Below are 13,919 nucleotides of genomic sequence, written 5' to 3' on the forward strand. Positions count from 1 at the left end.
AGATAAACCTGAGTTGAAGTAGACTGTCATTGCGAGGAGCGAAGCGACGAAGCAATCCAGCTTTACTTAAGGATGGATTGCTTCGCTTCGCTTGCAATGACGAAGTGTTTTACGCGCCGGGCAGATCGAGGATGCGCTTGGCGACGATGCCGAGCATCACCTCGCTGGTGCCGCCCTCGATCGAGTTTGCCTTTGTGCGCAGCCACGTCCGCGCCGTCAGTCCTTCGCGAGAACGAGGGCTTTCCCATTCCAGCGCGTCAATACCGCCAGCCGACATCAGAATCTCGTACCTGCGCTTGTTGAGTTCAGTGCCGTAGTACTTCAGCGCCGACGAATAAGCGGGGTGCCCCTGTCCTGCTTTCGCAAGATCGACCGCGCGTTCGGCAGCGCAGGCCATTGCGGCCTCGTCGATATCGAAGGCTGCGATCTGGCCACGCAGCATGGGATCGTCCAGTTGCCCGCGTTCATCGACGCCGATGGAGTTCGCCGCCACCTGACCCAGGGGCCGGGCGCCGCGGCGCTCACCCACCTCGCTGATCATGGAACGTTCGTGCTGGAGCAGATATTTCGCGACGTCCCAGCCGCGATTGACGGTGCCCACCACATGCGACCGTGGCACGCGAACGTTGTCGAAGAAAGTCTCGCAGAACGGCGACTTGCCCGAGATCAGCAGGATCGGCTTGGTCGAGACACCCTTCGAGGTCATATCGAACAGGATGAAGCTGATGCCGTCGTGCTTTTTGGCGCTGAAGTCGGTCCGCACCAGACAGAAAATCCAGTCGGCAAAATTCGCCATCGAGGTCCAGATCTTCTGACCGTTGATGATGTAATCGTCGCCATCGACATCCGCGCGCGTCTGCAACGATGCGAGGTCGGAGCCCGCGTTTGGCTCCGAATAGCCCTGGCACCACCGGATCAGACCGGCGGCGATCTTCGGCAGATGCTCGCGCTTCTGCGCATCGGTGCCGTATTTCAGCAGCGCCGGTCCAAGCATCCAGATGCCGAAGCTCGACAGCGGAAGCCGCGCGCCGATCGCCGACATTTCCTGACGCAGGATTTTCGTTTCCTCTGGATTGAGGCCGCCGCCGCCATACTCCTTCGGCCAGTCCGGCACGGTCCAGCCCTTGTCGCGCATCCGCTCGAACCAGAGGCGCTGCGGCTCTGAGGAGAACGTGGTGTTGCGGCCGCCCCAGAACACGTCGGCTTCGCCCGTCACCGGCTTGCGCATCTCGGGCGGACAATTGGCCTCCAGCCAAGCGCGCGTCTCGCTGCGGAATTTTTCCATATCGGCCATTCGATCGTTCCTCGGGCTGATGGGCCGCGGCGCAATGGGCGCGGCTTTGTTTATTTTCCGGGCCGGACTCTACTGTCCGCTTGGCGGATTTCAATATCTCGCTGGCGCGAAAGCTTCACTCGGTACGATATGGTAGCCATGCACGACAGCCCAGCCCATACCTCGGCGCTGCCGCGTTTAAAACAGAGGAGCCGCCATGCGCCTGAAAACGCTTTCGCCTAGCGAAATGAGCGACGATCAGAAAAGCATCTTTGAAGAATCGGTTTCAGGCAAACGCGGCACCGTCACGCCACCGCTGCGCGCATGGATTTACGCGCCTGAAGTCGCGCGACACGCCAGCCGGCTCGGCGCGTTCCTGCGTTACGACACCACACTCGGTCCGTGTCTGTCCGAGTTGGCCATCCTCGTGACCGCACGGCACTGGAACGCGCAGTACGAATGGTATGCGCACAAGAAGATGGCGCTCGCGGCGGGACTCGATCCGAATATCATCGCCGCCATCAATCATCGTCACGTTCCCGATTTCAACGACCGGAAGGCACAGCTTGTCTACGAATTCAGCGAATCGCTGCACGAAAATCACAACGTGCCAAAGCTGCTTTACAAGGAAGCCGTCGAAATGCTCGGCGAAACCGGCGTGGTCGAACTGGTCGGCCTGCTCGGCTACTACGCGCTGGTGTCGATGACGCTCAACACCTTTGAGGTCGAATTGCCCGAAGGAGAGACCTCCGACCTTGTCCCATGAGGAAGGCACTCATACATCGATGAGAGCAGCGCATCGATACAATCGGAGAGACCTGGTATGTCCGGAGAAACCAAGGCGGTATCAACGTCTTTCAAACCGATTGCGGCGGGTACGCGGATCGGCCATGTGCATCTGAAGGTCGCGGACCTCGACCGCGCGCTCGGCTTTTACCAGGACGTGCTCGGGTTCGAACTGATGCAGCGCTACGGCGATCAGGCCGCGTTCATTTCCGCGGGCGGCTATCACCACCACATCGGCCTCAACACCTGGCACAGCAAGGGCGGAAGCCCGCCGCCGGAAGGCACCACCGGATTGTTTCACACCGCGATCCTCTATCCGACACGCGCGGCGCTGGCCGATGCGCTGCACCGGGTGCTGTCCGCCGGAATTACGCTGGACGGCGCGAGCGATCACGGCGTCAGCGAGGCGCTTTATCTGCGTGATCCTGACGAGAACGGCGTCGAGCTTTACCGCGACAGGCCCGAGGCCGAGTGGCCGCGCCATCCCGACGGAACGCTGGCGATGTTCACGCACCGCCTCGACGTTGAGGCGTTGCTGCGCGAGCGCGAGGGCTGATCAAATCGCCTTCGGCGTTTTTGCACGAACCAGCACGATCGCCGCGGCAATCAGCTGCAGCGCCGCACAGGCATAGAACGGCACAGCATAACTGCCGAATGCATCGCGCAGCAGCCCCACGATTCCCGGACCGAACGCATAGGTGAACTGGCAGATCGCCGTCACCAGGCTGACAAGAACGCCGAAAGCGACCGCGCTGAATTCCCGCTGTACGATCATCGACGGTAGCGTGATCATGTTCCCCACCGAAAAGCCGAACAGTGCACTGGCCGCGAAAAGTGCGGCTTCGTTCCGGGTGTTGATCATCACAATCAGCGCGAGCGCCTGACTGACCGCCGAGGCCGCCGCCGCCTTGCGCTGGTCCATGCGGTCGACAACGAGGCCGAACAGAACCCGCCCAAGCACTGCCATCGCGGTCATCAGCGCCACCGCGATGCTGGCGCGTTCGCGGCCCATGATCGGATCGAGAAACGAGATCTGATGCACGATAAAGCCGACCTGCGCGATCAATAGCAGCGAGAACGGCACAGCGATGGTCCAGAACGAAAGACTGCTGAACGCCGCCTGGCGTATCTGCGCAATCGACCTCACGGCAGGCGCAGGCTCGGCGGCAAACACATCGGCCGGGGGCATCGCACGTTTCGGCGGCCGGCCCACCCAGATCAGAATCGTCGGTATCGCCAGCGCCATGATCACCAGCGCCGCACCGATCGACGTTGCAGGGAAGCCGAACTTGCCGATGGCGCCGACCAGCAGCGGCACGCCAAGCACACCGCCACAGCTCGCGCCATTCAGGGCCAGGCTGATCGCCATGCCGCGCTTCTTGTCGAACCACAGTCCCAGCGTGTTGTTGATCGCAGCGAGGCTGGTCCCGGCCCAGCCGAACGCGATCAGCGCATAGGCAACGTATAATTGCCACGGCGATGTGATCTGCCCGACCATCACGGTGCCTGCGGCGATGGTCACAATGCCGCCGATCAGCAGGCGGCGCGGACCCAGTGTGCGGATCGCCTCGCTGACGAACACCACCAGAACCGCGCTGAACAGATAGTAACAGGTGGTCGCCGTCGAAATCAGTGACGCCGGCCACCCATGAAGGCGTTGCAGTTCGGCAAGGTAGACGCCCTGACCGTAAAAGCCCGCAGCCCAGGCGAATGTCGCAACAAGGAAGCAGACCCCGACGACCGGCCAGCCTTCATAGCGGATCGATGTCTCGTCGACGATCTTCCCGTCCGCGGTGGGACCCGCGTGAGGTGCATTCATAGTCCGGCGTTCCCTGAAGGAGCTTGGCGCTCTTCTTTTCTGCCGATTCCGGCAGCAATGACGCCATCTGTCAGGATGCGGATCGCGGCGTCAAGCGAGACATCGTCATCGCCCGCATGAAGCCCCGTCATGTCACGCGTGGGGCTTACGCTTTCGCTGCGTTGTAGAAAAACCGCTCACGGAAAATCCTGTCGCCGCGCCATTCCTGCATGGCGATTTCATCGATATGGAGCGTCCTGCCGTCGAGGCCGACAAGATCGAAGTTCCAGTGGATCATGACGTGATCGCCCTCCACCACAGATACCAGCGCCTTGGAGTGGACCTCTTTCATTCGCGCAAGGATGCCGCGCTCATGCGCCACCAGTCCGTCGCGGCCGACGCGCGGCGGCGCGGTGTTCTCCTGCATGCTGGCATCTTCGGTGTAATAGCGCTCGATGGCGCCGGCGTGATCGCCGCTCTCGACCACCGCAATGAATTCGTCAACGCGCGCACGTGTCGGCATCTGTGTTCCCCGGTTTATCAGCAGGAAACACTTAAGCACGCAATGTACAGAACGCGACGGGGCGACGTTCCGTGTTTGTTGCAGTTTCGTGTGCATCACACGCACAGGCCTGGCGCTGGCGAGTCACGCGCTCAGCCAACGGCCTACTTGTACAGATACCCGACCGGCTGGCCTTCGGTGCGGAGAGGACGGACGTCCCTCCCTGTGATGATTTGACCGGCCAGACCATCGATCTCGTCACGCTGCGTCGGCGTCCAACTGCGAAGACTGTCCATACCCTTCAGCAGGCCAAGCCGCAGGACTTGCGTATTTTCGCCGACACCGACGAGGGAGATCGTGTTCTTGCTCGCAGTCACCACATCGCCGGCCGTAAGCTCGAAAGTCTTCCCTGCACTGTCCTTGAATTCGGCCGTGCCGCGAATGACGCGATGGATAACGACCTCGCCCTTCGTGAGAGAGGTTGCGTCCGCTGTTGCGGACGTGCTCTTGGGCAGGAGCGAGTGGCCGCGCGGATCGGTCGCGATGATGTGGCCGGTGACAAGATGACCGCTCGGAATCTCGATTCCAATATCGCGCACATAAACCGGCATGGCCGACTTGATAAGACTGTCGGGTGAGCCAGCCGCCAGCGGCTTGAACAGCGCATCCAGCGCCAATGGGTCCTGAAGCCAGAAGCCGGCATCGGCCGGGCGATCATGCAGCGGATGGCTCCACGCCACACGCGGCGTTTCATCTTCGTTGATCTGATCCGGACCCACAATCGTCGGGTTGGGAAATGTCGTGGGATCGGTAATGAAGGCTTCAAGAAATTTTCCCGAGTAGCCCATCGAAATCGGATCGGGCGCCACGGTCTGCGGCGTCTTCAGATTCTCCTCCGTCGACAACCCCGACCATGTGTAGAAGAGCTGACGATGCACGATCGCGCTTTGCAGCATCACCGCGCCGGGGCCGACGTTGTAAAAACGCCCATCGTAATCGAAGGTGAACATGCCCGACGTGACCAGCACGAGTTGGAAGCCGCCCGGCGGAAGATGAAGATGGAAATCGGTGGGACCTGTATCCGGGAGATAGATCGGCAGGTTTGTCGCGACCTCATGGAGCAGGAAGGCTTCGTTGTTCGCATGAAAACCTTCGTCCGCGCGGCTGTAGAGCGCCTGCGGGCGATACGTCGCCTCGTATGTCGTATCCTTGTGGCGATCGATGGCGACGAAGCTCTGGCTGTTCAGACGAATGGGGGCGCCGTTGGGGCGCGTGAGACCAGACGATTTTGAACCGACCGCAGCATGTACATTCATAGCATCCTCCAATCCGGGCGACCGGCGCCGGCGCAGTTGCTTCTGCAATGCATCATGCGAATTCCACGCCAGCACCCGCATCGCGAGCGGTCACAGCGTGAGGAAGTTTTGCGCAATCAAAGATGTGGCTGAGTCCGTGCGGGATTCAGCCTGACGACGATCTGGGGCCTGGCCGTCGCGCTACGCGCCGCCTCTGGCATCCCAGGAAAGCGCTCGTTCAGGCAAGCACACGCAGCCGCAACCGGCCCAGCGATCAGGCAATTGCGCAGCGCCGCTGCCTAATATTCCACCTCAAGCTCTTCGATTTCGGCCGGCTCCTGCCGCGCGGCCTCGACCCACTCCTGCATTTCAGGAAGGCTCATCACCCGCTTTGCATAGCTCGCCAAGGACGGGCTGATCTGCACGTCGTAGGTCAGGAAGCGAGTCACCACCGGTGCATACATGGCGTCCGCCATCGACCGATGTCCGAACAGGAACGGGCCGCCGGATTTTTCAAGGCAGTCGCTCCAGATCGCGCAGACCCTGTCGATGTCCGCCTGCGCCCGCGACCAGACCTTGAAGCCTGGGAAATGCCCCTTGATGTTGACCGGCAACGACGAGCGCAGCGTGGTGAAGCCCGAATGAATCTCGCCGCAGATCGAGCGGCAGTGCGCCCGCGGAATCCGCTCGGACGGCAACAGGCCCGCTTCGGGCATGAGATCGTTGAGATATTCGCCGATTGCCAGGGTGTCCCACACGACCGCGCCCTCATGGCGCAGGCAGGGCACCAGAATCGACGACGACAGCAAAAGAATTTCCGCCCGGGCCGACGGATCGTCCGCCGCCGTGACGATCTCGTCGAACTCGAGCCCCGAGAACTTGGTCAGCAGCCAGCCGCGCAGCGACCATGAGGAGTAGTTCTTGCTGCTGATGGTCAACGTGGCCTTGGCCATGGTCGCTCTCCTAACGCCTGCACATCAAAGAGGCGGATCGCACTTTTCCGCCCGGTTATGCCCGCGCCTGCCTGTTGTTTAAGCGCTTGCTCCTTTTACACACAGCAAACGACATGCCAGTCCGAATGGCCGATTGACGGGGCTTTGGCGTCAAGTTTGCATGGCACAAAGCAAGGGAATGTGCCGGATGTCGCCAATGATGTACCAGACCTATCAGAACACCATGGACATGACGGCTCCATGGCGAAACGGGGCCTCAACAGCGCTGTCCTATCTAAAAATGCTGCCCGAAGGTTTTTCGGACAAGGTCTTCGGCCGCCTCGCCGCAACACTCGAACTGATGTCGCGCAGTTCGCTGACCTACAAGCGGCCGGACTACGACATCAAGCCGGTGGCGGTCGGCAACCGGGAATGGCCGGTGATCGAGGAAGTCCCGTTCGCGACGCCGTTCGGCTCGCTGCTGCGTTTCAAGAAGGACGGCGCGCCGGACCAGCCGAAAGTTCTGCTGGTCGCGCCGATGTCGGGTCATTTCGCGACACTGCTGCGCGGCACGGTGCAGACACTGTTGCAGGATCACGACGTCTACATCACCGACTGGCACAATCCGCGCGACATTCCGCTCGATCAGGGCAAGTTCGGCCTCGACGAATATACCGAGCATCTCATCACCTTCATGGATCAGCTCGGCCCGAAGTCTCACATGGTGGCGGTGTGCCAGCCGTCGGTATCGGCGCTGGCGGCCTGCGCCATCATGTCGGAAGACAATCATCGCGCGCGCCCGGCGAGCCTCACTTTGATGGCGGGGCCGATCGATACGCGCATTGCGCCAACCAAGGTCAACGAATTCGCAACCTCGAAGCCGCTGAAGTGGTTCGAGGACAATCTGATCAACTACGTGCCGATGCAGTGCAAGGGCGCCTTCCGTAAAGTGTATCCCGGCTTCATTCAGGTCACGGCATTCGTGTCGATGAATCTCGAACGGCACGTCAAGTCGCACAAGGACCTGCTCGAGCATCTGGCGAAGGGCGAAGTCGAGAAGGCCGACACCATCAAGACCTTCTACGACGAGTATTTCGCGGTGATGGATCTGCCGGCGGATTTCTACATCGATACCATCCGCGATGTGTTTCAGGAACACCTGCTGCCGCAGGGCAAGCTCACCTACAAGGGACGCGCAGTGAACCCGGCCTCCATCAAGAAGATGGGCCTGATGACGGTGGAAGGCGAGAAGGACGACATCTGTTCAATCGGGCAGACGCTGGCGGCGCAGGATCTCTGCACCGGCGTGCGCGCCTACCGCAAGGTGCATCACATGCAGGCCGGCGTCGGCCATTACGGTGTCTTCAGCGGCCGGAAGTGGAATAGCGAAATCTATCCGTTGCTGCGGGATTTCATCCACGTCAATGCGTGACGGCTTCGCCGGAGTGGCAGGCCCAAGCTACTCCGCCAGCGCCTTCATCTCCCTGTAGAGATCGGATTTACCCTCGAAGCCGATGCCCGGCAGATCCGGCATGGTGATATGGCCGTTCTCGACCCGCACGCCATCCGGGAAGCCGCCGTAAGGCTGGAACAGATCGGGATAACTCTCGTTGCCGCCAAGGCCGAGACCCGCTGCGATGTTCAATGACATCTGATGCCCGCCATGCGGAATGCAGCGCGACGGCGACCAGCCGTGGGTCTTCAGCACATCGAGCGTGCGCAGGTATTCGCAGAGCCCATAAGACAAAGCACAGTCGAACTGCAGCCAGTCGCGATCCGGCCGCATGCCGCCGTAGCGAATGAGATTGCGCGCGTCCTGATGGCTGAACAGATTCTCGCCGGTGGCCATCGGGCCGGGATAGAATTCCGCGAGCGCCGCCTGCAACTGGAAATCAAGCGGATCGCCAACCTCCTCGTACCAGAACAGTGGATACTCTCGCAGCATCTTGGCGTAGGCGATTCCGGTCTCCAGATCGAAGCGGCCGTTGGCATCGACCGCAAGCTGCGCCTGACTGCCGATCTCCTTCAAAACCGCTTCGATGCGCTCCTGATCTTCTGCAATGGATGCACCGCCGATCTTCATCTTGACGACATTGTAGCCGCGATCGAGATAGCCGCGCATTTCACTGCGCAGTGCCGACAGATCCTTGCCGGGGTAGTAGTAGCCGCCCGCCGCATAAACGAACACGCGCGGATCGGCCGTGCGATTGTGGCGCTCGGCCAGCAGGCGAAACAGCGGCTTGCCGGCGATCTTCGCCACCGCATCCCAGATCGCCATGTCGATAGTGCCCACCGCCACCGAACGCTCGCCGTGGCCGCCGGGCTTCTCGTTGGACATCAGCGCCGCCCACGCCTTGTCGGGATCGATGTTGTCGCCGCTGGAATCCAGCAGCGTCTTCGGATCGGCTTCCAGCAGCCGCGGCGCGAAACGTTCGCGGATCAGCCCGCCCTGCCCGTAACGTCCGTTGGAATTAAACCCGTAGCCGACCACGCGCTTGCCGTCGCGAACCGCATCGGTGACAACAGCGACGAGGCTGGTCGTCATCTTCGTAAAGTCGATGTAGGCATTGCGGATCGGGGACGAGATCGGCTTGGTGACTTCGCGAACATCGACGATACGGACGGGCATGGACGACTGGCTCCTTCACTCTCGCGCGATGTCTATGCCACAAGGCAGAAAGTTCAAGCGAAACAGCGATTTTTTGCCACAGCCGAGCTCTTTTCCGCGGTTCCGCCCGTGTGGTAGAGAATGTGCCGAAAGCCCGGAGACTTATCGTGCGCGCCATGCTGCGTTCTCTGCTGATCCTGTTTGCAGTTCTCACTGCGGCGCAGTTCTCCATGACTGCCGCGCAGGCCGACAGACGCGTGGCTCTGGTGCTTGGCATCTCCGCGTATCAGCATGTCGCCAAGCTGCCGAACCCATCGAATGACGCCGATGCCATGGCAGCACTATTCCGGAAATCCGGGTTCGATGTGGTCGAGACCAGGCGCGACGTCGGCATTGCCGATCTGCGCCGTGCGGTCGGCGACTTCTCCGGCAAGGCGCAGGACGCCGATGTCGCCGTGGTATTCTTCGCCGGGCACGGCATCGAGGTCGACGGCACCAACTATCTGGTGCCCGCCGATGCAAAACTCGCGCGCGATTTCGACATCGAGGACGAAGCGCTGTCGCTCGACCGGCTGCTGAAGGCAATCGAACCGGCGAAGCGTCTGCGGCTGGTGATGTTGGACGCCTGCCGCGACAACCCCTTCGCCAAGACGATGAAGCGCACGGTCGCGTCGCGCTCGGTCGGACGCGGCCTCGCCAAGATCGAGCCAACGGTCTCGGACACCCTGATCGCGTTCGCGGCGAAGGCGGGCTCGGTGGCACTCGACGGCGACAACAGCAACAGCCCCTTCACCACCGCACTGCTTGAACATATCGCAACGCCGGGAGTCGATCTGCGCATTGCGTTCGGCCGGGTGCGGGACGCGGTGCTGACCTCCACCGCCCGCAAACAAGAACCCTATGTCTACGGCTCGCTCGGCGGCAACACGGTCGCGATTGTCGATGCGACTGTTGCTGCGGCGAAAGCCGAAACCAAGCCTGCACCCGCGCAGGTCGCGGCGGCTGACCCCGCCGCTTCCGTGGGGCCGCACGCAATTGCGGTCACGCCTGCGCCATCATCCAACGAAATCGCGGAAGCCTGGCGCGCCGTCTCCACGACCACAAGCCCCACAGTGCTGGAAGCCTTCGTGCGCCGCTTCGGCGACAGTATCTATGGCGACCTCGCCCGCGCTCGCTTGCAGGACATGAAGGCATCGGAGACAAAAGTCGCGGCAAGGTCGGATGAGCGCTCGCTGCATCCCGCGCCGATCGTCACCGCGCCGACCACCGCGCCATCAGCCGGGGCGGCGACCGCCGCTGCGAACGGCTATCTCGGATGCTTCAGGGATCAGGGCAAGCGCGATCTCGATGGCTACACCTTCTACGACGGCAAGATGACCACGCAGCTTTGCATCTCAACATGCCGCGAGAAGGGCTTCAGCCATGCCGGCACGCAATATGCCGGGCACTGCTTTTGCGGCAACAAGTATGGCGCTGCCGGCCCTGCCACGAACTGCGATGCGAAGTGCACCGGTAACCGCGACGAAATTTGCGGCGGCACTTGGGCCAACTCGATCTACAAGGTGAATTGATCGCGCTGGCGAGGTCGCGCTACTCGCAGAACCGCTTTCCGTTCGTATAAAAGCAGAACGGTGAGCTGTCCGTGGCGGGTGTGATTTCGCGGCGAATGTTCCGCCTGTTCACGATTGCCGCTCGCTGATACTTGGTCAAACGGGGACCGGGCGCCACGCAGCCGCTGCTGAGTTTTTCGTCCGTCACGTTGGCCCAGACGGCCTTGGCGCCGTCGATGGTGCAGGTCTGCATCATCGCCTTCTGCACACAGACGTTGGCGCCTTCACTGTATTTTCTGTTGTTGTAAACGCACAGAAGTGCGGCAGGCTTCGGCTCGGCCGGCATCTTTTGCTCGGCTGTATTCTTTTGCTCGATCGCAGGCTTCTGCTCCGGCGGCGTTTGCGCAGCTGCGGGCACACCGAGCAGGACAAGAAGGCAAAGCGAGAGGATGCGGATCATTTCTCTCTCTTTAGCGCGGGGCGGCCCGGCAAAGAAGGCGACCGCCACGAAAATGCTTAAGGAAAACAGCTTCAAATATCGCCAATTGAAGGATCGTATCCGGTCCGGCAACAAGCCGGACCGGATATCGTGGTCGCCTTACTTGGTCAGCGGACAGCCGCTTTCCTTCGCGGTTGGGAATGCCTTGTCGCCCGGCACCACCGCCAGCTCCTTGTAGTAGTCCCAGGGCTTCTTCGACTCGGACGGCTTCTTGACCTCGAACAGGTAGAGGTCGTGAACCATACGGCCGTTTTCGAGCACCTTGCCGCCCTGCGCGAAGTCGTCATCGACCGGCAGTTCCTTCAGCTTCTTGGCCACCGCTTCGGTGTCCTTGGTGCCTGCCGCCTTGACAGCCTTCAGATACGACAAGGTCGCAGAGTAGGTGCCGGCCTGAATCATGTTCGGCATCCGGCCGGTGCGCTTGAAGAACTTCTCACCGAAGTTGCGCGAGCGCGCGTCGCGATCCCAGTAGTAACCCTCCGTCAGCACCAGGCCCTGCGCGGCCTCGAGACCCAGGCCGTGGACTTCTGCCGCCGTCAGCAAAAGCCCCGCGAGCTTCTGGCCACCCTTGACGATGCCGAATTCCGCCGCCTGCTTGATCGAGTTGGTGGTGTCGAGACCGGCATTGGCGAGCCCGATGATTTTCGCTTTCGAGCTTTGGGCCTGCAGCAGGAACGAGGAGAAGTCGGCGGTGTTCAGCGGAATGCGAACCGCGCCCACGACTTTTCCGCCCTGCTGTGTGACGAAGTCGCCGGTGTCTTTTTCGAGCGCATGGCCGAACGCGTAATCGGCGGTCATGAAGAACCATGTATCGCCGCCGGCCTTCACCAGCGCGCCACCAGTGCCGTAGGCGAGCGCGCGGGTGTCATACGCCCAGTGGAAACCGTAAGGCTGACAGGCATCGCCGCTCAGACGCGAGGTCGCCGCACCGACAACGATGTCGATCTTCTTCATCTGCTTGGAGAGATCATGCACTGCGAGCGCAACCGACGACGTGGTCAGCTCGGTGATCATGTCGACGTTCTCGACTTCATACCAGCGGCGCGCAATGCTGACGCCGAGGTCCGGCTTGTTCTGGTGATCGGCGGAGACAACTTCAATCTTCTGACCAAGCACCGAGCCGCCGAACTCCTCGACCGCCATCTTGGCTGCTTCAAAGGACCACTTGCCGCCATAGTCGGCATAGACGCCGGACTGATCGTTGAGAATGCCGATCTTGACGCCCTGCTGCGCGGAAGCCGGCAGTGCCGTCGTCAGGCTGAACGCCGCGACCGCTGCGGCGAGAAACTTCGATGTCATATTGCGCTCCCAGTTATTCTTGTTTGAGAGGCCTTTATAGCGGCATCGGGTTCGCGCGGGGCATTGAACTTTCGCATCGGCTCTGTGCAGCGCGCGCAAAGATTTTGCGGCGCACAAGGAATTGAGACCGAGGAATCAGCGCCTGAACCGGCCGGCAGAAAGTTTGCGGAAGCGCACTCCCTTTCCGTCCGCGAGCCGGGTCGCCTCATAACCTCCATCGCGGATTGCATCCCGCTGCGGGCGCGCGTTTTCAGGGTTGCGCTCTTTCTCCCACCATGACGCCCGCTGCGACGCGCGCGGCAGCGCGAACCCCAGCAGATCCTCGATCTCCTCGAAGGTTAGCACGAGTTCGTCCTTGGTCTGCTGCGAGAGATACTCGCGGAGTGGATCGTAGTCGCCCAAACGCGGGACTCCATCATTGAAAAGAGATAAGTGAGCCGATAGGTACGTCGCATCGCCTCTCTTGAACAGGGTTTTTCGTGAATCTGTTTATCTTCGGTCTGGGCTTCAGCGGCAGAACCATCGCCGAGCGCCGTCTCGCCCGCGGTGACACCGTGACCGGCACCGTACGATCGCAGGACAAGGCGCGCACGCTGTCCGCCGCAGGCGTGACCGCGCGGGTGTTCGGACATGATGGCCGCGATGACGTTATCGATTCCGATATCGCAGCCTGCGAGGCATTGCTGATTTCTGTTCCACCGGGTACCGGCGGAGATCCCGTACTTGCGGCTTACGCCAGGCAAATCGCCTCGGCTCCCAACCTGCGCTGGATTGGCTATCTCTCGACCATCGGCGTTTATGGCGATCACGGCGGCGCATGGGTCGATGAACGGACGCCTGCGACGCCAACCAATGCGCGCTCGCGCGAGCGCGCCGCCGCCGAACAGGCGTGGCTCGCCTTCGGTGCCGCGAACAGCATTGCGGTGCAGATTTTCCGGCTTGCGGGCATTTACGGTCCGGGCCAGAGCCAGCTCGTGCAACTGGCGCGCGGCACCGCACGCCGGATCATCAAGCCCGGACAGGTGTTCAACCGCATCCATGTCGAAGACATCGCGCGCGCGGTGGACGCTTCACTCGACCGGCCGCGTTCGGGCGCGATCTACAACGTCACCGACAATGAGCCCGCGCCGCCGCAGGATGTGGTCACCTTCGCGGCCTCGCTCTGCGGCGTCGCGCCGCCGCGCGAGATCAGTCTTGAAGACGCCGGCCTGACGGAGATGGGCCGCTCGTTCTATGCCGAAAGCAAGCGCGTGCGGAACGATCTGCTGCGCAACGAACTTGGCGTCACGCTCGCCTATCCGACCTATCGCGAGGGCTTGCGCGCGCTGCGCGCGGCCGGCGAAGGGCCGGGCTAGAGCAGCTTTGGTAAAAATGTCG

At 61.7% G+C, this 13,919-nt stretch carries 14 protein-coding genes; 5 read left to right on the forward strand and 9 right to left on the reverse strand.

What is annotated here, in order from left to right; genetic code table 11:
- Positions 1 to 109: 109 nt before the first annotated feature.
- Positions 110 to 1,294: an acyl-CoA dehydrogenase family protein gene (locus AC1Q67_RS16725; RefSeq protein ID WP_492236423.1), complete on the reverse strand. Its 1,185-nt coding sequence runs from the start codon at positions 1,292 to 1,294 to the stop codon at positions 110 to 112.
- Between the two features lie 196 nt (positions 1,295 to 1,490).
- Between AC1Q67_RS16725 and AC1Q67_RS16730 the strand changes: the two genes are divergently transcribed.
- Together AC1Q67_RS16730 and AC1Q67_RS16735 are read left to right on the forward strand one after the other, a co-directional pair.
- Positions 1,491 to 2,039, forward strand: a complete 549-nt coding sequence (locus AC1Q67_RS16730; RefSeq protein WP_492236424.1) for a carboxymuconolactone decarboxylase family protein — start codon at positions 1,491 to 1,493, stop codon at positions 2,037 to 2,039.
- 57 nt (positions 2,040 to 2,096) lie between these two features.
- A complete protein-coding gene (locus AC1Q67_RS16735; protein ID WP_024577125.1) occupies positions 2,097 to 2,615 on the forward strand; it encodes a VOC family protein in 519 nt (172 codons plus the stop codon).
- On the opposite strand, the gene AC1Q67_RS16740 is transcribed toward AC1Q67_RS16735, so the two are convergent.
- From AC1Q67_RS16740 to AC1Q67_RS16755, 4 genes are all read right to left on the reverse strand, one after another.
- Positions 2,616 to 3,878, reverse strand: coding sequence for an MFS transporter (locus AC1Q67_RS16740; RefSeq protein ID WP_492236425.1), 1,263 nt, complete (start codon positions 3,876 to 3,878; stop codon positions 2,616 to 2,618).
- A gap of 145 nt (positions 3,879 to 4,023) precedes the next feature.
- A complete protein-coding gene (locus tag AC1Q67_RS16745) occupies positions 4,024 to 4,380 on the reverse strand; it encodes a nuclear transport factor 2 family protein (protein WP_024577123.1) in 357 nt (118 codons plus the stop codon).
- A gap of 143 nt (positions 4,381 to 4,523) precedes the next feature.
- Positions 4,524 to 5,675: a hypothetical protein gene (locus AC1Q67_RS16750; RefSeq protein ID WP_492236426.1), complete on the reverse strand. Its 1,152-nt coding sequence runs from the start codon at positions 5,673 to 5,675 to the stop codon at positions 4,524 to 4,526.
- A 278-nt stretch (positions 5,676 to 5,953) separates the two neighbouring features.
- Positions 5,954 to 6,607: a glutathione S-transferase family protein gene (locus AC1Q67_RS16755; protein WP_024577121.1), complete on the reverse strand. Its 654-nt coding sequence runs from the start codon at positions 6,605 to 6,607 to the stop codon at positions 5,954 to 5,956.
- Between the two features lie 187 nt (positions 6,608 to 6,794).
- Between AC1Q67_RS16755 and AC1Q67_RS16760 the strand changes: the two genes are divergently transcribed.
- A complete protein-coding gene (locus AC1Q67_RS16760; RefSeq protein WP_492236427.1) occupies positions 6,795 to 8,018 on the forward strand; it encodes a polyhydroxyalkanoate depolymerase in 1,224 nt (407 codons plus the stop codon).
- Positions 8,019 to 8,045: 27 nt separating this feature from the next.
- Here AC1Q67_RS16760 and AC1Q67_RS16765 read toward each other — a convergent pair whose 3' ends face one another.
- A complete protein-coding gene (locus tag AC1Q67_RS16765) occupies positions 8,046 to 9,215 on the reverse strand; it encodes a mandelate racemase/muconate lactonizing enzyme family protein (RefSeq protein ID WP_492236428.1) in 1,170 nt (389 codons plus the stop codon).
- 155 nt (positions 9,216 to 9,370) lie between these two features.
- Between AC1Q67_RS16765 and AC1Q67_RS16770 the strand changes: the two genes are divergently transcribed.
- The gene (locus AC1Q67_RS16770) at positions 9,371 to 10,765 is read left to right on the forward strand and encodes a caspase family protein (protein ID WP_492236483.1); all 1,395 of its coding nucleotides are present in this window, start codon (positions 9,371 to 9,373) and stop codon (positions 10,763 to 10,765) included.
- 19 nt (positions 10,766 to 10,784) lie between these two features.
- Here AC1Q67_RS16770 and AC1Q67_RS16775 read toward each other — a convergent pair whose 3' ends face one another.
- From AC1Q67_RS16775 to AC1Q67_RS16785, 3 genes are all read right to left on the reverse strand, one after another.
- Positions 10,785 to 11,279: a DUF1496 domain-containing protein gene (locus AC1Q67_RS16775; RefSeq protein ID WP_492236429.1), complete on the reverse strand. Its 495-nt coding sequence runs from the start codon at positions 11,277 to 11,279 to the stop codon at positions 10,785 to 10,787.
- A 63-nt stretch (positions 11,280 to 11,342) separates the two neighbouring features.
- The gene (locus AC1Q67_RS16780) at positions 11,343 to 12,542 is read right to left on the reverse strand and encodes an ABC transporter substrate-binding protein (RefSeq protein WP_492236430.1); all 1,200 of its coding nucleotides are present in this window, start codon (positions 12,540 to 12,542) and stop codon (positions 11,343 to 11,345) included.
- 135 nt (positions 12,543 to 12,677) lie between these two features.
- Positions 12,678 to 12,944 carry a DUF7662 domain-containing protein gene (locus AC1Q67_RS16785; RefSeq protein ID WP_024577115.1) on the reverse strand — a complete coding sequence of 89 codons (267 nt, stop codon included), beginning with the start codon at positions 12,942 to 12,944 and terminating at the stop codon, positions 12,678 to 12,680.
- A gap of 77 nt (positions 12,945 to 13,021) precedes the next feature.
- Here AC1Q67_RS16785 and AC1Q67_RS16790 point away from each other — a divergent pair, with 77 nt between their 5' ends.
- Positions 13,022 to 13,897 (forward strand): SDR family oxidoreductase, encoded by an 876-nt coding sequence (locus tag AC1Q67_RS16790; protein ID WP_492236431.1) that lies wholly within the window; start codon positions 13,022 to 13,024, stop codon positions 13,895 to 13,897.
- Positions 13,898 to 13,919 lie beyond the last annotated feature (22 nt).

It is taken from the genome of Afipia sp. GW823-FHT06G09 (assembly GCF_058794875.1).

Bases quoted from the DNA above. Each gene is read 5' to 3' on its own strand.
- AC1Q67_RS16735 (WP_024577125.1), top strand. From the start codon at position 2,097: ATGTCCGGAGAAACCAAGGCGGTATCAACGTCTTTCAAACCGATTGCG.
- AC1Q67_RS16750 (WP_492236426.1), bottom strand. From the start codon at position 5,675: ATGAATGTACATGCTGCGGTCGGTTCAAAATCGTCTGGTCTCACGCGC.
- AC1Q67_RS16755 (WP_024577121.1), bottom strand. From the start codon at position 6,607: ATGGCCAAGGCCACGTTGACCATCAGCAGCAAGAACTACTCCTCATGG.
- AC1Q67_RS16765 (WP_492236428.1), bottom strand. From the start codon at position 9,215: ATGCCCGTCCGTATCGTCGATGTTCGCGAAGTCACCAAGCCGATCTCG.
- AC1Q67_RS16760 (WP_492236427.1), top strand. From the start codon at position 6,795: ATGTCGCCAATGATGTACCAGACCTATCAGAACACCATGGACATGACG.
- AC1Q67_RS16780 (WP_492236430.1), bottom strand. From the start codon at position 12,542: ATGACATCGAAGTTTCTCGCCGCAGCGGTCGCGGCGTTCAGCCTGACG.
- AC1Q67_RS16725 (WP_492236423.1), bottom strand. From the start codon at position 1,294: ATGGCCGATATGGAAAAATTCCGCAGCGAGACGCGCGCTTGGCTGGAG.
- AC1Q67_RS16740 (WP_492236425.1), bottom strand. From the start codon at position 3,878: ATGAATGCACCTCACGCGGGTCCCACCGCGGACGGGAAGATCGTCGAC.
- AC1Q67_RS16745 (WP_024577123.1), bottom strand. From the start codon at position 4,380: ATGCCGACACGTGCGCGCGTTGACGAATTCATTGCGGTGGTCGAGAGC.
- AC1Q67_RS16730 (WP_492236424.1), top strand. From the start codon at position 1,491: ATGCGCCTGAAAACGCTTTCGCCTAGCGAAATGAGCGACGATCAGAAA.
- AC1Q67_RS16770 (WP_492236483.1), top strand. From the start codon at position 9,371: ATGCTGCGTTCTCTGCTGATCCTGTTTGCAGTTCTCACTGCGGCGCAG.